At 41.8% G+C, this 22,728-nt stretch carries 24 protein-coding genes; 6 read left to right on the top strand and 18 right to left on the bottom strand.

Annotated features, from left to right (window positions below; genetic code table 11):
* Window positions 1–151: 151 nt before the first annotated feature.
* The 7 genes from BM736_RS00285 to rplU form a co-directional block, all read right to left on the bottom strand.
* Window positions 152–541 (bottom strand): DUF3718 domain-containing protein, encoded by a 390-nt coding sequence (locus BM736_RS00285; protein WP_076407438.1) that lies wholly within the window; start codon window positions 539–541, stop codon window positions 152–154.
* Window positions 542–641: 100 nt separating this feature from the next.
* Window positions 642–1,127, bottom strand: coding sequence for a type 3 dihydrofolate reductase (gene folA, locus BM736_RS00280; RefSeq protein WP_076407437.1), 486 nt, complete (start codon window positions 1,125–1,127; stop codon window positions 642–644).
* A gap of 70 nt (window positions 1,128–1,197) precedes the next feature.
* A complete protein-coding gene (locus tag BM736_RS00275; RefSeq protein ID WP_076407436.1) occupies window positions 1,198–1,665 on the bottom strand; it encodes a threonine/serine exporter family protein in 468 nt (155 codons plus the stop codon).
* Window positions 1,666–1,747: 82 nt separating this feature from the next.
* Window positions 1,748–2,509 carry a threonine/serine exporter ThrE family protein gene (locus BM736_RS00270; protein WP_076407435.1) on the bottom strand — a complete coding sequence of 254 codons (762 nt, stop codon included), beginning with the start codon at window positions 2,507–2,509 and terminating at the stop codon, window positions 1,748–1,750.
* Between the two features lie 91 nt (window positions 2,510–2,600).
* Window positions 2,601–3,776 carry an Obg family GTPase CgtA gene (cgtA, locus tag BM736_RS00265; protein WP_076407434.1) on the bottom strand — a complete coding sequence of 392 codons (1,176 nt, stop codon included), beginning with the start codon at window positions 3,774–3,776 and terminating at the stop codon, window positions 2,601–2,603.
* A 140-nt stretch (window positions 3,777–3,916) separates the two neighbouring features.
* Window positions 3,917–4,171, bottom strand: coding sequence for a 50S ribosomal protein L27 (gene rpmA, locus BM736_RS00260; protein ID WP_012141302.1), 255 nt, complete (start codon window positions 4,169–4,171; stop codon window positions 3,917–3,919).
* Window positions 4,172–4,186: 15 nt separating this feature from the next.
* Entirely contained in the window at window positions 4,187–4,498 is a 312-nt protein-coding gene (rplU, locus tag BM736_RS00255; protein ID WP_076407433.1) for a 50S ribosomal protein L21, read from the bottom strand.
* A 332-nt stretch (window positions 4,499–4,830) separates the two neighbouring features.
* Here rplU and ispB point away from each other — a divergent pair, with 332 nt between their 5' ends.
* Window positions 4,831–5,802: an octaprenyl diphosphate synthase gene (ispB, locus tag BM736_RS00250; RefSeq protein WP_076407432.1), complete on the top strand. Its 972-nt coding sequence runs from the start codon at window positions 4,831–4,833 to the stop codon at window positions 5,800–5,802.
* A 90-nt stretch (window positions 5,803–5,892) separates the two neighbouring features.
* On the opposite strand, the gene mdh is transcribed toward ispB, so the two are convergent.
* Complete coding sequence (gene mdh / locus BM736_RS00245; protein ID WP_076407431.1) at window positions 5,893–6,828, bottom strand: malate dehydrogenase; 936 nt, start codon at window positions 6,826–6,828, stop codon at window positions 5,893–5,895.
* Window positions 6,829–7,202: 374 nt separating this feature from the next.
* Here mdh and argR point away from each other — a divergent pair, with 374 nt between their 5' ends.
* The gene (argR, locus tag BM736_RS00240) at window positions 7,203–7,673 is read left to right on the top strand and encodes a transcriptional regulator ArgR (RefSeq protein WP_076407430.1); all 471 of its coding nucleotides are present in this window, start codon (window positions 7,203–7,205) and stop codon (window positions 7,671–7,673) included.
* Window positions 7,674–7,882: 209 nt separating this feature from the next.
* A complete protein-coding gene (locus BM736_RS00235; protein ID WP_076407429.1) occupies window positions 7,883–8,347 on the top strand; it encodes a cupin domain-containing protein in 465 nt (154 codons plus the stop codon).
* A gap of 391 nt (window positions 8,348–8,738) precedes the next feature.
* Here the strand turns inward: BM736_RS00235 and BM736_RS00225 are convergent, their stop codons facing one another.
* From BM736_RS00225 to BM736_RS00195, 7 genes are all read right to left on the bottom strand, one after another.
* Window positions 8,739–9,677 (bottom strand): Dyp-type peroxidase, encoded by a 939-nt coding sequence (locus tag BM736_RS00225; protein ID WP_076407428.1) that lies wholly within the window; start codon window positions 9,675–9,677, stop codon window positions 8,739–8,741.
* Window positions 9,678–9,861: 184 nt separating this feature from the next.
* On the bottom strand, window positions 9,862–10,890 hold the full coding sequence (locus BM736_RS00220) for an ABC transporter ATP-binding protein (RefSeq protein WP_076407427.1): 1,029 nt from the start codon (window positions 10,888–10,890) through the stop codon (window positions 9,862–9,864).
* A gap of 40 nt (window positions 10,891–10,930) precedes the next feature.
* Window positions 10,931–12,559 (bottom strand): iron ABC transporter permease, encoded by a 1,629-nt coding sequence (locus BM736_RS00215; protein WP_076407426.1) that lies wholly within the window; start codon window positions 12,557–12,559, stop codon window positions 10,931–10,933.
* Between the two features lie 157 nt (window positions 12,560–12,716).
* Window positions 12,717–13,724 (bottom strand): extracellular solute-binding protein, encoded by a 1,008-nt coding sequence (locus BM736_RS00210; protein ID WP_076407425.1) that lies wholly within the window; start codon window positions 13,722–13,724, stop codon window positions 12,717–12,719.
* 183 nt (window positions 13,725–13,907) lie between these two features.
* On the bottom strand, window positions 13,908–14,504 hold the full coding sequence (locus BM736_RS00205; RefSeq protein WP_076407424.1) for a glutathione S-transferase N-terminal domain-containing protein: 597 nt from the start codon (window positions 14,502–14,504) through the stop codon (window positions 13,908–13,910).
* Between the two features lie 30 nt (window positions 14,505–14,534).
* On the bottom strand, window positions 14,535–15,284 hold the full coding sequence (locus BM736_RS00200) for a ferredoxin--NADP reductase (RefSeq protein WP_076407423.1): 750 nt from the start codon (window positions 15,282–15,284) through the stop codon (window positions 14,535–14,537).
* 121 nt (window positions 15,285–15,405) lie between these two features.
* Window positions 15,406–15,993: a DUF5610 domain-containing protein gene (locus BM736_RS00195; RefSeq protein ID WP_143562282.1), complete on the bottom strand. Its 588-nt coding sequence runs from the start codon at window positions 15,991–15,993 to the stop codon at window positions 15,406–15,408.
* Window positions 15,994–16,127: 134 nt separating this feature from the next.
* Here BM736_RS00195 and BM736_RS00190 point away from each other — a divergent pair, with 134 nt between their 5' ends.
* Window positions 16,128–16,682, top strand: coding sequence for a histidine phosphatase family protein (locus tag BM736_RS00190; RefSeq protein WP_083699761.1), 555 nt, complete (start codon window positions 16,128–16,130; stop codon window positions 16,680–16,682).
* Between the two features lie 386 nt (window positions 16,683–17,068).
* Here BM736_RS00190 and BM736_RS00180 read toward each other — a convergent pair whose 3' ends face one another.
* Both BM736_RS00180 and BM736_RS00175 read right to left on the bottom strand, forming a co-directional pair.
* Window positions 17,069–17,332, bottom strand: a complete 264-nt coding sequence (locus tag BM736_RS00180) for a hypothetical protein (protein ID WP_076409747.1) — start codon at window positions 17,330–17,332, stop codon at window positions 17,069–17,071.
* Window positions 17,333–17,439: 107 nt separating this feature from the next.
* Entirely contained in the window at window positions 17,440–19,209 is a 1,770-nt protein-coding gene (locus tag BM736_RS00175) for an ABC transporter ATP-binding protein/permease (RefSeq protein WP_076407421.1), read from the bottom strand.
* A gap of 369 nt (window positions 19,210–19,578) precedes the next feature.
* On the opposite strand from BM736_RS00175, the gene BM736_RS24910 reads away from it, so the two are divergent.
* Complete coding sequence (locus tag BM736_RS24910; protein WP_143562280.1) at window positions 19,579–19,755, top strand: hypothetical protein; 177 nt, start codon at window positions 19,579–19,581, stop codon at window positions 19,753–19,755.
* 100 nt (window positions 19,756–19,855) lie between these two features.
* Here BM736_RS24910 and aroG read toward each other — a convergent pair whose 3' ends face one another.
* Window positions 19,856–20,917 (bottom strand): 3-deoxy-7-phosphoheptulonate synthase AroG, encoded by a 1,062-nt coding sequence (gene aroG, locus BM736_RS00170; protein WP_076407420.1) that lies wholly within the window; start codon window positions 20,915–20,917, stop codon window positions 19,856–19,858.
* A 953-nt stretch (window positions 20,918–21,870) separates the two neighbouring features.
* Between aroG and BM736_RS00165 the strand changes: the two genes are divergently transcribed.
* Window positions 21,871–22,728: a hypothetical protein gene (locus BM736_RS00165; protein ID WP_076407419.1), complete on the top strand. Its 858-nt coding sequence runs from the start codon at window positions 21,871–21,873 to the stop codon at window positions 22,726–22,728.

Here is a 22,728-nt window from a genome sequence, read left to right as displayed (position 1 = left end):
AAAAGCCAGAGCATTCGCTCTGGCTTTTTTATGTAATAGTTTTCTGTAAATGCACAAGTAATAACGACCTTCAGAGAAGATAGTTTAAAGTTGAAAACAAAAATGCCGGACAGATGTCCGGCATTTTTATTATCTCAATTTTATAAGCCTATTAACCGCCAGCAATACGCTCTTTAATTGCAGAGGTTATAGCACTTCCACCATGGCCATTTCCATCGGCCCACTCGACAATTGTCTTACCATCTGCTTCTGAGGCACTTAGATCGGCGACAGATAGGCGTTTAGCGACAAAAGTACCGACTTTATCTGAACCGCTCTTCATTGCTGTGCGAAGTAAACTATCACCACCGCAAGTGACACCAGAATAGATATTACGAAGTTTAACTCGGTTCTCTTTTAATTTTTTACGTAAGCGGTTTTTATCATCTGTCTGTACATAGTTACAGATGTTCGCAGCAAGTTGATCCGAATTAGCTTGTACAGGCAGTGAAAAAGCCGACGCTGCGAGAATGGCAGCAATAGTCGTAGGTAACAGACGCATCTGATACTCCTTTCTTATTATTTATTTTTATACTGTAGAGCATCAAACAGAATACTTTATATGCCCCACCCAGAATCTGAAACATAACAACGGAGACAATTTAACATTTTTTCACCAATTTGATAAAGCTATATTCCAAACCTTTATCATTTTTTGACATCTCTTGGCTAATTTGTTGCCAAGATCCATCATTCCAGTCTGGGAAGTAGGTGTCACCTTCAACATCAAGCTCAATATGAGTCAAATAAAGAATATCGGCCTTTGGCAGTAAGGAAGCATAAAGTTGCCCACCGCCGATAACGACTAGCTCCTCGCAATCAGTCCCTACAAAACTAACAGCTGATTCGAAAGAGGTCACACAAGTTACCCCATCGATAATAAGGCCTTCTTGTCGGCTCACTACAATATTTAGCCTTCCAGGTAACGGACGGCCAATAGACTCGAAAGTCTTACGCCCCATCACTATCGGCTTACCTAAGGTCATCGCTTTAAAATGTTTAAGATCTTCAGGAAGGTGCCATGGCATCTGGTTATCTTTGCCGATAACACGATTGTTAGCCATCGCTGCAATCATAGCAATTTTCATTTATAACTCCGGAGTGTATAAGTAATAATGCGAATTAGATGTAAGTGCTAGCCAGTAGCAACTGACAAGACTAAATAACAGCTCTTGTTCTAAAGTAGAGCAGACTTGGCATTGCTAACCCCACCGATAGAGCACCTAGAATAAATACAGTTTTCAGGCCATTCGTTATCACAGCAGAAGTTAATTCTGGGCTTACTTCTGATTGTGCTGTTAGCTGAACTAAAGCAATAACAGTATTGAATGCGTAGGTACCTGGGATCATAGGAATGATAGCAGCAACAGCATACATTAAAGGAGGCGCTAAGTGGCGCTTAGCAAACCCTATCGTGATTAGCCCTACCAGCGCAGCAGCAACAAATGTCGCCCATTCTATTGGCAAGCCAACATGCAGCAGTAACGTACGACAACTATGGCCAAGAGCCCCCGCTAAGGCACAGTAAGGTAAAAAACGTTTAGGTACGTTAAATACCATAGCAAAGCCCACGGCAGGAATAGCAGAGAAAAGCGCATCATTAAGCAGTGAGAGTATTAAATTCATGCTGAAGGCTCCTCACATATATTTATAGCCATAGAAATTCTATTTAAATGAATAAGCCTTGGAGATGAGACGAGTAGGCGCATTATAAAAAGAGCCCGCCGATTTGCATGGCAATTGTAATGCCGATCACAGAGGAAACCGTTAAGAGTGTCGCATGCCCCCATCGAGATATCCCAACATTAAGGTGGCCTTTCACCATATCAGAGATAGCATTAATCATAGGGAAACCTGGCACTAACATAAGCACACTAGCAGCCATCGGAAGTTTAGGAGTCTCTGTAAACGGTAAATGGTAACCAAGCTGAGCAATGAGCGTAGTCACAAACGCTGTCACCGCAAAGTTGATTAGCAAGTTAAAATGATGCTTTGCGATTGATACCCTGACAAACATGCCAATAGATGAAGCAATAAAGGTCAGCAAACTTGCCGCTAAATCACCACCAAACAGATGGCAAAAGCTGGCGCAAGATAAACCAATCATAGGGACGAGGTAGCGCTTAGGGTAAGTCCTTGGCTCAATACGCGAGACACGTTTCCTGACCTCATTTAACCCATAAAGGCCCTGTTCTGTCAGTAAACAGATCCTTTGCAGTTCACAGATAATAGTCATATTGATGCCATGCTCTCGCAAACGTCGGGTAGTGGTAATACATCTACCATGAACTAGGCTGGTTAACACGAGGGAATTTGAGGAGATGGAAATTTCTACACTGGCTAATCCCAGTGCATAACCTAAGCGCTGACTGATCTCTTCAACAAGTTCAGAGTCAGCGCCATAGGCTAATAGGAGTTGAGCAACTCGGACGACTTGCCGAGTTATATCGTTTTGAGTATCTGCGTACACATCAATCCCGAAGAATAAAAACTCAAAAAAGACTCCAATAGTACTGTATATCTAGATAACGTCTCCCTAAAGGAAAACGAACTTAGATTGATTATCTTTGATAGATCACTTTAACATCGTAATCGTCATCATCAAAATCATCGTCATCTAAGTCATCGTCATCTAAGCCTTCGTATGCTTCATTCAGTGAATCGCTATCCTTATGATAGTTATCCCACTTAAATTCAACTTCTTCATCCTTATCAATCTCCTCCTCCTCAGGAAGTGCATCAATAAAGTCAACAAGCTTAATACTTAGGTCTTCGGTTCCATCGCGGTTATAGGCTGAGATGGTGTAAACTTCACCTTCCCACTCTAGCTCTTTGACAATATGATCAACGCGCTCTTTAAGCTCATCTTCGAGTAAAAGGTCGGTCTTGTTAATCACAAGCCATCTTGGCTTACCTGCAAGCTTTGGTGAATGCTTCTCAAGCTCTCCAACAATTGCACGTGCAGACTCAACCGGATCGCTGCCATCGATAGGTTCTATATCGATAAGGTGCAGCAATACACGACATCTCTCAAGGTGCTTTAGGAATCGAACTCCTAAACCAGCGCCGTCAGCAGCCCCTTCAATTAGACCTGGGATATCTGCGATAACAAAGCTTTGTCCATGTCTTGGTGTTACAACACCTAGGTTAGGAACTAAAGTCGTAAACGGATAATCAGCAACTTTTGGCTTAGCACGAGAGACTGAACGAATGAAGGTAGATTTACCCGCATTTGGCATCCCAAGTAGACCCACATCAGCAAGCAGCATAAGTTCAAGCTTTAAGCTGCGAACCTCACCAGGTGTACCTAATGTTTTTTGTCTAGGAGCACGGTTAGTACTACTCTTAAAACGCGTATTACCTAGGCCGTGAAAACCACCTTTAGCCACTAGCATTTTCTGACCATGGGTCGTCAAATCGCCAAGGGACTCTTGAGTGTCTTCATCGATAGCACGAGTTCCAACAGGCACTTTAAGAATTAAATCTTCGCCGCCATGACCAGTACAATCTCTGCCACGACCATTCTTACCACGTTCTGCACGGTGAAAACGTTCGAATTGGAAATCGATTAATGTGTTGAAGCTTTCATCTGCTTGCAGATAAACATCACCACCATCTCCACCATCGCCGCCATCTGGGCCGCCATCGGGTACATATTTTTCACGTCGGAAACTAACGCAACCACTACCACCATCACCAGCTTCAACTCTGATCACAGCTTCATCGACAAACTTCATATCTACTCCTGGCACCACAGACTAAAAGAATTATACTTCTTTCTGGATAAGGTCGCCAAAAAACAATTTATAAATAACTAAAACAATAAAGCCCCACCAAAGGCGGGGCTTTAATAAGCAATCTTAGCGTGAGCTAAAGATTAGCCTTCGATGCTAATGAACTTACGGTTCTTAGGACCTTTAACTTCGAACTTAACTTTACCGTCAGTCAAAGCGAATAGAGTATGGTCACGACCAATACCTACGTTAACACCAGCGTGGAATTTAGTACCACGTTGACGAACGATGATGTTACCAGCAAGAACTGACTCACCACCGAAACGCTTTACACCAAGACGTTTGCTTTCTGAATCGCGGCCGTTACGAGTCGAACCGCCAGCTTTTTTATGTGCCATGAGTTAGACTCCTAATTAAGCGCTAATAGCTGTAATTTTAACTTCGGTGAACCATTGACGATGGCCCATCTTCTTTTCGTGGTGCTTACGACGGTTAAACTTCTGAATGATTACCTTCTCGCCACGACCGTGACTGATAACTTCAGCTTTAACCACGCCACCTGATACTAGAGGGGCACCTACGTGTACAGTTTCGCCGTCTGCAACCAAAAGAACTTGGTCAAATTCAACAGTTTCACCTGTAGCAACTTCAATTTTTTCTAAACGTAATGTATGGCCTTCAGCAACACGATGTTGCTTACCGCCACTTTGAAAAACAGCGTACATAGCTATTTTACTCCGGTATTCTAACACGCCGGCTCAATATGTTGAGGCAGGGGTGCTATAAAAGCTTTAATGACAATGGTCGCGGAGTTTACGCTAAGAACCGTAACCTGACAAGCCCTAATTGAGAAAGAATAAAAAAAGATCGGAATTACTCCCACAATTCCTCTCTAGTGCTGTCTTACCGCGCTTTTTTAGGTAGAATCTCATAATTATAACATTATATGCCCAAGCAGCTTTCATCAATTGTCACGCTTGCGACTTTTGTTCGATGTTTAGGTATAAGCCTTAATTTGGGTTGTAGTTAATTCAGCCCCACAAATCAGAGTCTATTTATGGATTTGAATGCCATCCGCCAGTTAGCTGAAAATGACATGCAAGATGTTAACAAGCTAATTTATAAACAACTTGAATCTGATGTAGCCCTGATCAACCAGTTAGGCTTCTACATCATTAATGGTGGCGGCAAAAGAATGCGTCCCCTGCTCTCTATTTTGGCGGCTAGAGCAATCAACTACCAAGGTGATGCTCATCTTAAGCTTGCTGCGATAATTGAGTTCATCCATACAGCATCGTTACTGCATGATGATGTCGTTGATGAGTCACTGCTTCGCAGAGGCAGAGAGACGGCCAACGCACTTTTTGGCAATAGTGCGAGTGTATTAGTTGGCGACTTTCTATATACTCGTTCATTTCAGATGATGACAGAGCTCAGCAGCATGCAAGTGCTTGAGATGCTCGCTGATGCCACAAACGTTCTCGCAGAGGGTGAAGTACTACAGTTGATGAACTGTAACGACCCCGATACCACTGAAGAGAGCTACATGCGTGTCATCTACTGTAAAACAGCTAAGTTGTTTGAAGCGGCGACACGTTTGGCCGGAGTACTTAACGATAGTCCTGTCGAAGTTCAAACTGCGCTGGCCGATTACGGTAAGTACCTAGGTACGGCATTCCAGTTGACCGATGATCTATTGGATTACACTGCTGAAACAGAAGAGCTAGGCAAGAATATAGGTGATGACCTTGCAGAGGGTAAGCCTACCTTGCCACTCATCTACGCGATAGCGAATGGTACGGAAGCAGAACAAGTGCTCATCCGTGAAGCTATTGAGAAAGGCGATGGTACGGAGCACATTGAAACAATACTCAATGCACTTCATAACTGCGGCGCCCTGAAATATACCGAGCAGCGCGCGATGGAAGAGTCTGAAAAGGCAATAGCCGCCTTATCTATCATCCCTGATAGTGAATACAAGCAAGCCTTGGTTTCGTTGGCTAAGATAGCGGTAGCGAGAAGCCACTAATCATTAGCTTTTATTGCTAACCTAGTTAACGATCAAAAAAGGAGCCAATAGGCTCCTTTTTGTTAGGGTGAAATCAAATCACAAGTGTGATTATTTAACGAATTCAACGCCTAGTTTAATATCAGCTTTTAATGTGTCTAACATAGCATCACGAGCATTAGCTTCGAACTCGCTAACATCGCCATAAGCTAGCACTTTCTCTACGCCATTTTTGCCAAGCACAACAGGCTGAGCGAAGAATTCTGCATGCTCACTGCCACCATCGACATATGCACATTCAACAACATTCTCTTCGCCTTGAAGACCGCGAACAAGTGATAGACCAAAGCGACAAGCCGCCTGACCCATAGATAATGTTGCGCTGCCGCCACCGGCTTTAGCTTCAACAACTTCAGTACCAGCATTCTGAATGCGAGTTGTCATTGCAGCCACTTCTTCGTCAGTGAAGCTTACGCCTTCAACCTGAGACAGTAATGGTAGAATCGTTACACCGCTATGTCCGCCGATCACGTTAAGCTTAACGTCTTCAACATTTAAACCTTTTGCTTCAGCAATGAAGGTCTCAGAGCGGATAACATCAAGAGTCGTTACACCGAATAGACGGTTTTTATCATAAACACCCGCAGCTTTAAGTACTTCTGCGGCAATTGCCACTGTAGTATTAACAGGGTTTGTAATAATTCCAATAAGTGCTTTTGGACAAGTTGCAGCACATTTTTCAACTAGGTTTCTAACAATACCCGCGTTGATGTTAAACAGATCAGAGCGATCCATACCTGGCTTACGTGCAACACCAGCAGAAATAAGTACCACATCGGCACCTTCAAGAGCGTCTGATGGATCTTGTCCAGCAAAGCCTTTTACTTCCACAGCAGTAGGGATATGACTTAGGTCAACGGCAACACCAGGTGTTACAGGAGCAATATCATAAAGGGATAGTTTCGAACCGGCTGGCAATTGAGTTTTTAATAGTAGGGCAAGAGCCTGGCCAATACCACCAGCGGCACCAAGTACAGCAACTTTCATAGTTATCTCCGTCAATTCTTGGATATTTGTGATATAGATCTATCTTTTCCAGATGCCGCAACATTACTGGAATAATGAATAAATTTCAATTATCCCTTAGTCTTGATTAGATTTAATTTTTGATTAATATCAATAATTCTTCTAAAGGAGCTGGGCTTCTTTAATAAAATCGCTTTGATTTCCCAATAAACCCTCCTCTATATATGCTAGCTTTCTCCCTAAAAGGGCTGCACCAAGCAGTGTTCCAATCTTACATAACAATAAAAACCTGATTGCAACCTGAATTTTTATTCATTAAAGTCGAGTATTTGTTGACAAATAAGCGTCAGATATTCAAAATACTCTGGATTTTTGAATAAAAGAATACAAAAACTATGCAAGCAAATAAAAATCAAGACGAACTTGTTAAGACCTTTAAGTCGATTTTGAAAGAGGAACGCTTTGGTTCCCAGAGTGAAATTGTTGTAGCCCTTCAAGCTGAAGGATATGGCAATATCAATCAATCTAAAGTTTCTAGAATGCTGAGTAAGTTTGGGGCTGTTAGAACCAGAAATGCTAAGCAAGAGATGGTGTACTGCCTTCCGGCTGAACTAGGTGTTCCTACGGCTGGTAGCCCGCTAAAAAACTTAGTACTCGATGTTGACCATAACCAAGCTATGATCGTTGTTAGGACAAGTCCTGGAGCCGCTCAGTTAATCGCTCGCTTACTCGACTCAATAGGTAAGCCCGAGGGGATTTTAGGCACCATTGCGGGTGATGACACTATTTTTATCACTCCGGCTAACATCCAAGAGATCGATAACACCTTACAAACTGTTAAATCACTATTCAACTATACTGACTAAGTCTATCCAATAAGAACCTTAATGATTATCACTATAGTATTAGCTACTTAGCAACAAGTCGCTATTGTTACCCCTCCCCTAAAAGACGCTCCGGCGTCTTTTTTTTTGGCATAAAACTCATGACAGATTGCATACAACATATTGAATCACAGTTTGATTCATGCGAGATTAGTATTACAAAAGCAGTACTTTCGGGCTAAGGATTTACAATGACAACAACAAAAATAATTAAAGTCGATGATGTTTGCTGGGAGTCTTGGCAACATTCAGAAGAATATACCAGTCAACAAAAACACATTGGAGACGCTGCTGGTTGTGAAAAAATAGGTGTGACCATGGAGAGGCTAGCACCTGGCAAGTTATCCACTGTTGCCCATTATCATACTAAAGAAGAGGAACATCTATACGCGCTTGAGGGAGAGGCAACTCTACTCATTGATGGTAAAGAGCACCCTTTTTCTAAGGGAGACTATATCTGCTTCAATGCTGCTACAGCCATATCCCACACATTAAGAAATGACTCAGATAAAGAGTTTTTATTTCTCGTTATGGGTAATCGTGATAAACATGATGTTGTTGTCTATCCAGAAAATAATAAAGTCTTAGTTAGAGCCGTTGATGAGATTTACGCTAAAAGACCCACCAATTACTGGGACCCTGATACAGGTAAGTAATACCAATCAGCATAAAGATGTGATCGCTCAGCGAGATATTAGCGCTTCAGAGGCAAGGCAACGAGTGAAGGGCATAGTTATTCTACGTTCTAGCTCGTTAACACAGCATATGAAGCGCTAAAACTCGCCTTTCAGGAGTGTTTTTGGCTGCCTACTTCCTCGTTGAATAGCTTCACAAGGGAATAACCATTCCATCAGCTATTCGCCTTGAATTAGTTGCCAAAAAATACTCTGAGTAGATCACTTTCTTATGCTGATTGGTATAATCATCAAATGTAGAGAAGCCGCCTACTCAAGTAGCAGGTTTCAGGCTGAAAACAAAAACGCACCAATTAAGGTGCGTTTTGATCATTGCTAGCAGCAGAGTATCACCCGATATTGATGCACTGACCTAGCGATTAGCTTCGCTTTCTAGGAAATCGAGTGAAGCTGCAAAGAATGAAGACCCCGTCAACGCCTGGGTGAAATGTAACAGGTGATCATGGTTGCCCTTGTCATCACCGTGAACCATGCTCTCAAGCATCTTCTCAAAGTTAACCGAGTTACGACAGGTTGAAACGAACATCAAACCTTGCTCTTTAACTGAGCCATAAGGCATGCTCTGCCTTAAAATCTCCATCGACTTACCATCGGCATCTTTCAAGTTTACACGCTTGATATGACTCGTTAATGGCTTATCTTCTGAAGCATATTCGATATTATCGACCTTAGTTCTGCCAACAATATCTTCCTGTTTCTTTTGTGGCAGCCTATTCCACTTACTTAAATTATGCGCAAATTTTTGCACATGGATATAGCTTCCGCCTTTAAAAGCTCCATCTTCTTCACCAATTAAAGCAACCTCTTGACGACTGCGTCCTTTAGGGTTCTCTGTGCCATCAACAAAACCGGTAAGGTCGCGGTTATCCATAAAGCGGAATCCACGCTCTTCGTCTACAAGTTCAACCAGACCTTCAAACATCTGACAAACTTCATTTGCAACTAGGTGTAATATATCGAAACGGTCACAGCGTATATGTACAAACAGATCATATTCAAGTGCAGGCGCATCTCGGTTTTCGGCGCTCATGGTCGGAAAAGGCTTTAACTCTGCAGGGCGCGCTGAAGGGTAAAGGTTATCCCAGTAGTTGGCACCAATAGCTAAAAAGCCATTAAATGCACTATCGGCATACTGATCAGCCAACTCATAGATATATTGAGCGACATTTGCAACACAAGGGCGCAATTGTGACTCTACACCTTCATTGGCATTTAACATCAAATATACGCTGTGCAGATTTCCCTCTGCACACACACCTAACTGTTCACGAGGCATAACCTGATTATCCATCTCTCTAATTACCTTCTGCACTGATTAATTTTCGGCACCATTATCTAAAACTTTAGATCACAATGGTATTAACTAACGCACAATTAATACCAAATAATCTTTAAGTAGAGATTAAACTTAGCGTCCATTTAATCGAACCCTGTACTATATAGAAGCAAGTTAGCATAGGTAAACGGATAATACGCTAGAATACCACTAAAGAATGCGCTTGCGCTTGAAGGTGAACCTTCTGCCCTGGCATAAATTGGCTTAGTTGACTTTTAACATCATAAAACTGTTGAGCAACTTGCACTTGATAATGACAAATATTACCTAAGAAACGCCTCTCTGTAATAACCCCTAACCCTTCATCATCCGCTGTGATCTCTATTTGCTGAGGCCTCAGTAAAATCTCTCCTTGATAACGAATTGGGTGGGCAAGCTCAGAAGTACTGGTGAGAGTGCCTATAGGAGTATCGACATTAAAACTATCTGTCACTGATACAGGGATATAGTTGCCGCTACCTAAAAAGTCAGCAACATAACGATCCTTTGGAGAGGTATAAAGCTCTTCTGCTGTACCGAACTGCACGATATAGCCATCTTTGAACAAGGCTAACTTATCAGCAAAAACAAACGCCTCATCTTTACTGTGAGTAACAAAAACAGCACTGACATTTCGCTCTTTTAAGATAGATCTAATCTCTAACATCATCTCACCGCGAACTTTGGCGTCGATATTAGAAAAAGGCTCATCAAGTAATAAAATCTCAGGCTCATAAGCTAATGCTCTTGCGATAGAAACACGTTGCTGCTGTCCACCAGAGAGTTCATGAGGGTAACGCTCTTGGAGATCATCAAGTTTAACTAGCTCTAGCATCTCTTTAAGTCGAGTCGCTTTCTGTGCTTTACTGCCTTCCTTTAGTCCAAAAAGTACATTGTCAGCAACGGTTAGGTGCGGAAACAAGGCATAATCTTGAAATATCATGCCAACCCCTCTGCGCTCACTGGGTACAAACTTATCTGTACTAGAGAGCACCTCGCCATTGATGCAGATCTGGCCTTGGCTTATAGACTGAAGGCCTGCGACCGCTCTAAGCAAGGTTGTCTTACCACAGCCACTGGGCCCTAATAGAGCGACTATTTCCCCCTTCTCAAGGTTTAAATCAAGTCCTTTAAGTACTTGCTGACCTTGATAATCGCTATGTACACTCTGAATACTTAATGTCGACATACTGGCCTTGCTCCGACTGAAATAAAACAATTAAACACGATCATCTGTCCTCTAAAGAACGATTAAGGTATATCAAGGGGACGAGACCAACGACAACAATGACAATAGCAGCTAATGCTCCATGCTCAAGTTGTTCATCAGAGACGAACTGAAACACATAGGTGGCTAAATTCTCAAAACCTACAGGGCGAAGCAAGAGTGCAGCTGGTAGCTCTTTCATACACTCAATAAACACCAATAAAAGACCTGCAAAAATCCCCCTTCTCAATAAAGGAATATGCACTCGCCATAATAAAGCCTTAGGTGTTAATCCCATTGTAATTGCGGCCATATCTAAAGATGGTGATATCCGCTTATAACTATTCTCTACACTACCAATCGCAATGGCAGCAAAGCGAATGCAAAAAGCAAAAATAAGAATAAAAACACTACCGGTAAATAATAGCCCAGGCCCAGGAAAACCTAGGTACTCGTATATATCATTTACAGCAAAGTCGAGGTAAGTAAAAGGCACTAAAATGCCTATCGCTAACACAGTGCCGGGTAATGCATAACCGGTAGAAGACAAGCGTGAAGGAAGTAGATCGGCACCTCTAGGGCTAATTCTTCGTATAAACATCAACAGTGTGCCAATAGCAACACAGATAACACTGACAATAGCGGCGATATAGAAACTGTTTAAACTGTACTCCCAAAACGCACTGTTCCAGCTCTCATCAAAGTAGTGCCAGGCGTACTGAAGTAAAATCAAAAAAGGTAAAATAAATGAGAAGAAAAGTAGTAAACCACAATAGGAAAACGCCATCGCAGCCTTGATACCAGTCAGTTTATATAGCTCCTGTTCATTGCCGCCAGACTGCTTTTGAAACAACTGTTGCTTTCTACGGGCAAATCGCTCAAAGCCTATCATAGAAAACACCACTAATAGCATTATTGCCGATAGCTTTGCCGCTGCAGATAAACTGCCATATCCAAGCCAGGTATCGTAAACAGCAGTGGTTAACGTCGGTACGGCAAAGTAACTCACTGTTGCAAAATCAGCTGCTGTTTCCATAGCAACTAATGAGGCACCTACAGCTAATGCAGGTCTTGCCATTGGTAAGCTTAAACGCCAAAAGCTTTGCCAAGGCCCCTTCCCCATCACCCTTGAGGCATGCTGAAGGCTCGCTGACTGCTCCATAAACGCGGTTCGCGCCAACAGGTATATGTAGGGAAACAATACCAATGCCAGCATGATGGATGCGCCCGCTAACGTTCTCACATCAGGAAAGTAGTAATCACTGGGAGATTGCCAGTTAAAAAAGCCCCTTAAGGCACGCTGGACTGGCCCCGAGTAATCGAGTAGGTCGGTATATACATAAGCAACAACATAGGCCGGCATTGCTAGCGGCAATAGAAGCGCCCACTGAAACACCCTACGTACAGGAAAGTGACATCGAGCCACTAGCCATGCGGCTGGCGTTGCGATAACTAAGGCGCCAAAACAGACGCCAAGCATCAGTATTATCGTGTTTTGTATATACGTTGGAAGCACAGTATCGAGAAGGTGGTCGAATACAGCTTCATCGGGGACTAAAGCTTGGCCGATTATTGCCAGAAGAGGAAGAATGATGATAGCGGCGATGAGGTAACCACTAACAGACCAGCTTCTTGATAAACCTAAAATCATTAAAAAATCCACTGTGATTTGTCTTGGTATTATCCACTACAAACCTAAACCTAAGCTTAAATAAAAACGATTATAACTTACAAAAAAGAGTTCTGTATTCGTTCAGATCAAAAATAGCCTTCAAATGAAGGCTATTTGCGCTTGTGCAAGTTGTGGCTTATAGGTCGAACTTAACTTCGTCCAATAATTTTACTGCAGCATTATGGTATTCAGCTAACTTGAAGATAGGTAACTCATCAGCCTTGAACTCTCCCCATGAAGAGACAAGCTCTGATGGCTTAACATCCGCTTTTACAGGGTATTCAAAGTTCACTTCAGCATAAGCCTTCTGTGCATCATTACCCGATAGATACTCCATTAACTTAACTGCATTGTCTCTATTTTTAGAGTGCTTAGCTAACGCCATTCCCGATACATTGATGTGAGAGCCACGGTTTGCTTGGTTAGGGAAGTTGATCTCAACAGCCTCTGCCCATGGCACCTGCTTAGGATCTTGTAACATCTTGCCTAAGTAATAGCTGTTACCGATGGCAATATCACATAAACCCTCTTTAACTGCTTTAACTTGTGCACGGTCATTACCTTGTGGCTTACGGGCTAAATTAGCCTTTAGGCCTTCTAACCAAGTTTTTGCATCAGCTTCACCGTGATGAGCGATCATAGAGGCAACCAATGAGATATTGTATGGGTGCTTACCACTACGAGTACAAATTTTGCCTTTATATTTAGGGTCTGCAAGATCTTCGTAATCAAGATCTAGCTTACCCATTCTATCTTTTGATGAGTAAACATTACGCACTCTCATCGTGAGTGAATACCAATCATTTTCTGGTGAACGGTATTTCTGAGGGATATTGTTCGCAAGTACGTCACTGTCTACAGCTGAGACCAGTTTTTTATCAACCAAGTCCATCAAGCGCGAAAAGTCAGAGGTTAATACGATGTCAGCAGGAGAGAGTCGCCCCTCACGCATCATGCGCTCGGCAATACCTTTCTTTGAGAATACGACATCAACATCAATGCCAGTCTCTTTGGTGAAGTTCTCTAGAATAGGCTCAACCAAAAAAGCTTGTCGATATGAGTATACTGTCAACTTCTCTGCCGCATTCGCAACCGAAGCGAAGCCAACTAAGCCTAAAATGGCTAGACTACTTGCAATTTTCATTTCAAAAACTCCCTCTGCAACATCAATATGCTAAGATTTATTTAATGATAATTATTATCAATCGCAGTGAGGATAAAGAATCTAATCCTGATGAGCAAGCTTTATGAGATAAAGCCAACAAAAACAACATTTAGATCACATAATCAATATGAACAAGTCATAAATAACTCACCGACCAGATAACTAAATAGGTCGCGTCGACTTAAACACTTGTAAATTCTCAAAACTATCTAGCCAAATACTGGTTGCAGGAGCAAGCTTTCTCCACTCCATATCCTCATGTCTAAAATCTAGATACTCCAATAAACAAGCTAACATTATCTGATGTATTGTCAGGTACGATTCTGTAGTGATACCACTATGCTCAATAGCGCTCAGTCCTCTATATATTGCTTGCTCTAACCTTGCACACCAAAAAGGCGAGCGATTACCCTCCTCCTCTCTCATTTGCTCCTGCCTTAGCGCCACAGCGCTATCTAGCATGCCTTTAATTAAAGAGAACTGAGTTTCACTGCTCCAGTTAGTCTCCCGCTTACCAAAAAAGTAGTCATCACCAAACTCATGATCGAGAAAACGTAAAATCACTTCGCTATCAAATAACGAGGAGCCATCACTAAGTTGTAAGCAGGGGATTTTTGCTAAAGGGTTAGCATTGAGCAGTTGCTCACTATTTTCCAATGGATTGATTTGAACTTCACTTATTGTCGAGATCTCAAAATATCGAATAATGACCCTAACACAACGTGCATAGGGGGAAGCATCGGAGTAGAAAAGTTTCATGTTCAATTCCTTTGAAGTAACGTGAAAATATCACCAATATTTTTCTGTAGTTATCTGCCCAGGCGCTCTGCGCAAGTTTTTCGACAGCCCCTTATCAAGCAATATTTTATTAGTATCCGCTATCATCTCTGGATTGCCACATAACATCACTTGGGAGTTTGTAGCTGTAATTTTTACCCCAGCAAGCGTTTCAACGGCTCCAGACGTCAGACCGTCTGATATCCGGCAAGATAATGCACCTGGGAGACTCTCTCTAGTGACTGATAGTACAAGCTCTAACTTATCTGGATAGGTGTCCTTAAGTGTAAGCAAGCGCTCTCTATAAGCGAGATCCTCAATCATCCTTACGCCATAGACCAAAATAACTTTTTCAAACCGTAACCAGGGCTCATCGGTCTCTAGCATGGAGATAAAAGGACCAACGGCAGTCCCAGTGGATATCATCCATAACTGACTCCCATCTTGGGCCACTTTAGGTATCTCATCCAATGTCATAAAGCCTGACGCTTTTGGTGATACATCAATAACGTCACCAATGTTTAATTGCTGAAGATTCGGGGATAATTGGCCATCAGCAACCGAGACGGCTAACACTTCAATAAAACCTGAACCCGGAGCATTAACAATGGAGTATGCCCTGCCAATTCGTTTATCGTCGATGACCTGACTAAGCTTAATAAATTGACCCGCTATAAAGGGCTGTATGTCGGCTTCTATCTTTAAAGAGAATAGCTTTTCATTCCAATCAATACGTTCTATGACTTTTCCTTCAATCCACATTCATAGCTCCATCGAAAAATTCAACTAACTGATCTTTAGCATAAAGCAGTGGCATTATCTAATAAGAATAAAAAAAGCCTCTAAATATTAGAGGCAATAGAAGGCATAATTTTACTGAACATTACGCTTCAGGATCTTCACTCTGCTCATAAAAGCTATCTCTAAATAGCTGGAGCCCTTCTTGAACTAGAGAATATGTCTGCTCAACACCATCAGCGATATCCCCCTCAAGTACCTGCAGGCCCTCCAATATATCTTTAGCTTCATTAAACCCCTGATCGATTGCACCACCGATAATACCCATGAACGAAGACAGCTGCTCGTCAAACTCCATGTTAGAGTTTTGCTCTTGATAGAGACTAAAAAACTGCGTCGCAAAGCTCACTATCCTATCGGCAGTGGCTTCGGGTGAGGTGTCGACCCCATTATCGTAAGCAGTTTGTAGCGCATTCTCACCCATAGTAGGGGCAAGCTCTTCATTGATCGCTTCAATAGCAGCTCGATATAACAAGATCATAGGTTCATCAGCAGAACTTAGGTTAACCTCCTGCTGCGCAGCTATAATCGCCTTGTTCATCAGCTGCTTGCTCGTTGCTGAGGCTGATTTACTACTCGCGACTTCTGATACTAATTTACCATGATTAGCTTCCCCGTCCGTTTTATTACGGGCAACATTTGACACCTCTGCGCCATGGTTCCGAATTTCCATAACAGCCTCTTTAAGTGAAACCTCTACCTAACTATTATCGACTACTTTTTAAACAACTTTAGCAAATATTAACACTCCAACTTTTATAATCATTAGTATTTCGCTATCTTGATAAAAAATAGAGAGAATGACTTATGTCTAGATTGATATTGTTAGTTACGAGCTTAAGCTTAGTACTGAGCTTTTCTATGGCAGTTGAAGCACAAGATAACCCAACAAACATAAAGGGTGCGACAAAGACCATAGTATTGGTTAGGCATGCAGAGAAACTCAAGGGGTCAAAAGATCCAAACTTAAGCCCAAAAGGCGCAGAAAGGGCGAAGCAACTTGCAGCACTATTAAAAAATACCCCACTAACGTTACTCATTGCCTCTCCATTAAACAGAACTCAAGAAACATTACAGCCTATAGCGCAAGAGAGAAACATGCCGATCACCACAATTGGTTTAAGTGAAGGCCTCGAGGCACATGTGAACATGCACCTTGAAATGATTAACTCTCACCAAGGAAATGTGCTTGTTGCTGGTCACTCCAATACTATCCCTATGATCATAAGCGCCCTAGGTGCCCCGGAAGTCGAAGCTATTGCAGAGACTGATTACTCAAATATTTATTATCTTACTATTGATGAAAAAAATAAGGTGCTAGTTCAACACGCTCATTACGGCGTGAGCTCAGCTAAAGAGTAAAACCAAAAGTGTAAAAACAATAAGAAGTCGAATTCACTTAAAATTAATATTTATAGGGTAACTTAGTAGATTGGGTATGGGTTTATAAGTACTTAAAACTAGCGTTAACTGGTATGATAGTAAAACTATCTAGTGAATAAATAAGCAATATTAAAGGAGTTAATATTGAAGTTTAAGTATGTAGAACAAAATGAAACAACCACAGAGCACTCATTAAGTTGCAAAAGTTGCGATCGTCTAACTTGGATAGAGGGAGAAGCAGTCTGTTTTAAAGCAGGTGAAATAATAAGCATTAGCGACCTAAGTCAAGCCACGAGTTTTAGCTCAGTAAACCTCACCTGCACAAATTGGAGTGCGAGTTACACAGCGAAAAGCAAATAACATTATTACGCGCTAATCATACCTGCATAATCACGGGCCGAAAACTTAGGCTCACGAATTAAGCCCTGTAGTTCCATGCTCTGACTCTGCTTAGCTAAGCTCAAGCCTCGTGTCGTCACTCGCATACCTGAGGTTAGCTCCAGATAAACACACATCAGTTCATCTTGCTCAAGTCCACGTTTTTTTAGCGTCGCCATAATAGCTAGCCAATCTGTATCGACGAAACTTGTCTGACCTTCAATGTTTACCTGTAAAGGAATGTTCTTCATAGTTATCATCTCACCGTCATTGCTTTCAATATATGTTGCCATTATAACCACTGAACCTGAACTCATGCTGAACTATTGAGCATACCTGAATGGATATTCACTTTCAGCTAATTTTGAATATTCCACAGTTTCGAATACAAGCCTTTTGCTGCTAATAAAGTTTGATGATCGCCTCGTTCTACTATCTTTCCCTTACTTAACACTATGATAAGGTCTGCATCGACAACCGTTGATAATCGATGGGCAATAACTAAACTCGTATGACCCTTAGCCATCTCTTTTAACGCCGTTAAAATCGCCTGCTCAGATTGACTGTCTAAAGAAGAGGTCGCTTCATCAAATACCAATATCTGCGAGCCTTTTAAAATGGCTCTAGCAATTGCAACGCGTTGCTTTTCACCACCAGATAGCTTTAACCCCCGCTCTCCAACTGTGGTATTCCAACCATCAGGAAGTGCCTCGATAAACTCGCTCAGGTGCGACATCTTAATGGCTGTGGCGATCTCCTCATCTGAGGCTGTAGGCCGGCCATAGCGAATATTTTCGAGTAAGGAATCATTAAATAGCACTGTATCCTGAGGCACTATGGCAATTGACTGCCTTAATGCACTTTGTGTCAGCCCATTAATATTAATCCCATCTAGGCTAATACTGCCCTTAGCTACATCATAAAAGCGAAATAACAGCTTAACAATCGTCGACTTCCCAGCGCCGCTGTCTCCTACTATGGCCACTTTCTGTCCAGGTAAAACGGTGAAGCTGATATCATTTAAAATTTTACGGCTATCGTAGCTAAAGCTGACAGCATCAAATTTGAGCTCGCCAACTGCAAGTTCCAACTCTTTTGCTCCAGGCTTATCTTGAATAAGTGGCGTTCTATCTAATAACCCAAACATTCTTTCAATATTAGCCAATGCACCGCGGATCTCTCGATACACAAAACCAAGGAAGTTAAGCGGAATAAATAGCTGCATCATAAAGGCATTAACCAAAACAAAATCACCAATGGTCATAGTGCCATCAACCACATGACTCGCAGCCAGAGCCAACATTAAGGTCATTGCGACAGAGATAATCAATGCTTGTCCTGCATTGAGCGCAAACAGTGATAAGCGATTTTTCCGTTTTGCGATCTCCCACTCTTCAAGCGCCGAATCATAACGCTTAGCTTCATAGTCCTCATTATTGAAATACTTAACCGTTTCATAATTAAGTAGGCTGTCTACAGCCCGAGTACTAGATTGAGAGTCAGCCTTGGCAGCTTCTCTAACAAATTCTGTTCGCCACTCTGTAGCAAAAACTGAAAAAAGGCCATAAGCCAATACAGAGCCTAACGTTATAGCCGCAAACATCACTCCGTAGTTATAAAATAGAATGCCAACGACCAGCGCTATCTCCAATATCGTTGGCACGATATTAAAAACCATAAAGCGCATCAAGAAGTTGATGCCACTCGTGCCCCTCTCAATATCCCTCGATAACCCACCAGTTCTCCTCTCTAAATGAAACTCGAGATCGAGTCGATGCAGATGCTGAAACACATTAAGGCCAAGCCTTCTTATTGCTCGTTCTGTTACTCGCCCAAACAGGGTGTCTCTCACCTCTGAAATAATGGTGTTAAGCAGCCTTAAACTTCCATAAGCAACCACCAGAGCAATAGGTACGCTAATGATCTGCTCTGGCGAAGCATTACTTAATCCATCGACTAAGGACTTTAAAATGAAGGGGAGAGAAACACTGGCAATTTTAGCAATAACTAAACAGAGCAAGGCTAAACCTACTCTGGCTTTGAATTCAAAAAGGTATGGCCAGATCAGTTTTAATACATGCCAGTTAAGCTTATCAATTGGCCCATCGAAGTAGAGTGAAGGTCGCATATCATTCCATTATTTAGCCCAAAGCTTCACTGTACAGCTACATAGCATGACTGTGAGACGAGGAGGTTAGACTAAGTGCCGTATCACTTAATTTGACGAATTTCAGTGCTTTTTAGCAAATATTAAAAGCTGGCAGAAAAAAGCACCTTTAAACGGTACAGGCTCTTTGCCACAACAAGCTAATACGTTAGACTGACAAATCGTCAATTATAACTATACCAAAGCACTATAAATTCCAATTATTTTTATAAAAGCGTTAAATGGGAGTAATTCTTGTTAAACAGCATAAAATAATTTGGTACTCTTTTTTTACGCAGACCAAGTAAGGGACAAGACCAGCCCTTATTAGCGATTTTAAAGGAAATACACATGCTGGATTCATCAAAAAAACAATATCCGCCATTACCACTTATCCAAACTTGGATATGGATGATGACCCAATCCGGTGATGCAGATATTCAACAAAAGGGCCAAAATAACTTAATAGCCTCTTTTGGAAGCTTAGCAAAAGCTAATGAATATCTGGTGAATCACAACCAGAATTAATTTAAGTAGCTGTAAGGTTAGTTCTAATAGCTACTGTCTATCAAATAGATATTAAAAAAGGAGACCTAGGTCTCCTTTTTTAATATCTGGTGTTACTCAACTATTTTACAATGCTACGGCGTACTTTTACGCTTTCATTAAGAGTCGCTAAGATAGACTCTGTATCGTCCCAGCCAATACATGCATCGGTAATACTTTGACCATAACATAAGGGCTGATCTTCAACGTAATCTTGACGGCCTTCGATTAAATTACTTTCAATCATTACGCCGAAAATACCAAGGTTTCCATTAGACACTTGAGCAGCAACATCTTCACCAACTAGCATCTGACGCTTGAACTGCTTTGAGCTATTTGCATGGCTGAAATCGATCATGATGTTTTGCTCTAAACCAGCTTTATCAAGCTGCTGACTGATCGCATCAACATGCTCAGCACTATAGTTTGGCTCTTTGCCACCACGTAAAATGATATGGCAATCAGTATTCCCTTTTGTCTCTACAATCGCAGAATGACCAAACTTAGTCACAGACAAGAAGTGATGGGGAGCACTCGCGGCGCCAATAGCATCAATGGCTACTTTGATTGTACCGTCGGTTCCGTTTTTAAATCCGACGGGAGATGATAAACCCGATGCAAGCTCTCTATGTACTTGAGACTCAGTCGTTCTTGCGCCTATCGCGCCCCAACACATCAGATCGGCCACATACTGCGGCGTGATCATATCAAGGAATTCACCTGCTGTAGGAATGCCCAAATCATTAAGATCGAGCAGAAGTTTACGCGCGGTTCTCAAACCATCATTTAGCTTAAAGCTATTATCCATGTAGGGATCATTAATCAATCCCTTCCAACCTACTGTTGTACGAGGTTTTTCAAAATAAACCCGCATAACAATCTCTAATTGATCTTTATATTGCTCACGTAAAGCAACCAATCGCTGGCCATACTCTAAAGCGGCTTTAGGATCATGGATTGAACATGGACCAATGACAACCAGTAAGCGGTCATCATTTTTCTTCATTATCTGGTGAATGCTCTCTCGCGCATTAAAAACGGTAGCCGATGCGTTCTCAGTCGCCGGAAATCGCTCAAGAATTGCGATTGGTGGCAGTAACTCTTTGATTTTATTAATTCGAACATCATCATTTTTGTAATACATGGTATTTAGCTCACTCCGGCTATCGTTGAAACAGATTTCTCTCTATTGCGCTACTGAGTTCAATTTATCCAGTATTAGTAAAGATTGCAACAAGATATAAGCCACAACAACAAATATTATTTAATTGTTTGTTTTTTATGAAATTAATAATTTGTTTTTTTAAATTATAATGAGAGTTTGCGGGTTTAAACTGCGGAGTTAACTTAAACCAGAGCGTATCTTTTATCGCTTTAACAAAAAAAACACGAATAAAACACTAATTTTATATACTAACAAGGTAAACGAGTTCTATTTCGATTGATGGGTATCCCCGCCAAAGTGACTCACATATATTATCTCAAAACGAGCAGGTGTTAGGACTGGTCTACTCAATGACTCGCTACTGAATTAAATTATCGAGCCTAGTTTCTTCAATACCGCACACAGATAGTTAGCCTATAGGGTCGCTTAACCCCCTGCTATTTAACCCAGCTTTAACCTACTCCCTAATACAGAACTTGCCCGCTCTAAATGTAGAAGCACACATCTCTTATATTTGAGGCAATAACGCTCATCGCACTTCACTTTGGCGTTAATTCTCGCTTAAAAACCAGCTTAATGCATGCCGTCATCTGCATACTTTACGCGCTAAAACGTGCAATTCAAAAAACTACAAAGTGGAAAATCCATAGACATTTACGCTGCAAAACCCACCGAATGAAAGATAAAGAGTAAATTAGATGAGAAAATATCACTTTTATCAAATTAATTTTTAAACACGAAAAATTAACAAGGCGTACCACAGCACCCTACCATCAACACCCCAGCTTTTGTTTAAAACATCACACCTCGCCACGTACATTAACCAGTGCTAATTAACCTTGATTGCTCAATTACTAGTCGCTAAGTTGGGCAAAGAGGTCTGACATCAGACCTCTTACCTGATTAACATAAATTAAATAAGAGATAACCCAATGAAGACATATTACACGTTAATACTCTTGGGCATGTTTATATTCAGCCCATTAGCCTACTCAACAACTGGCATAGCCTTTATTCACGGCACTGGAAATCAAACCGACGCAACATCCGATTACTGGACTCGAGAATTTGTCGACTCAGTTAGACAAGGCATCTCCACGCCAGCTAACTTTCAAGTGATAAATTGTGATTTCGACCAATATATGTGGGACGAAGCAGCTGCGGGTTGCTTGAGCTCACAACTTCATAGCTTTATTCAAGCAAAAAATATCGACAACCTCCTGCTACTCACCCACTCAAACGGTGGCAATGTTGTCAGGTGGATACTATCCAACCCAACTTGGGATAGCCGTTATATCGATATCATTAATGCGACTAGTCGGGTGATCGCCCTTGCCCCCTCGAGTGGCGGGACACCTTTGGCCGACGCAGTTAATCAAGGCAGTGTTTTTGAAACAACATTAGGTTGGATATTAGGCTACGGCAGTGATGCAGTAAAACAACAGCAAGTGGGCTGGATGAGTTACTACAATGACACTTGGCTTAATGGTACACAAAGCCGGCCATCACTGGGCAAGCCTTTTGAAGTCGTTGTTGGCTCAGATGTTGATTCAGCAATTTGGGATGGTGACAGTTACTGTGCGGGCTACCAATATCAGGTGGCGCTTGAAACCACGCAGAATTGGTTAGATGACTGTTCAGATGGTTTTCTAGAGTGCAGTTCACAAAGTGCAGCAGGCACAGTTTGGTTCACAGATAAACAGAAAACAGCAGGTAAAGAACCACTTAGTCATCAACAAAGCAGACGAGCTTGTTTTAACCTCGATAGCTTGATCCGCAACCATATTTAA

Source organism: Shewanella sp. UCD-KL12 (assembly GCF_001957125.1).
Taxonomy (GTDB): domain Bacteria; phylum Pseudomonadota; class Gammaproteobacteria; order Enterobacterales; family Shewanellaceae; genus Shewanella.
This window is presented reverse-complemented; position numbering and strand designations above follow the sequence as displayed.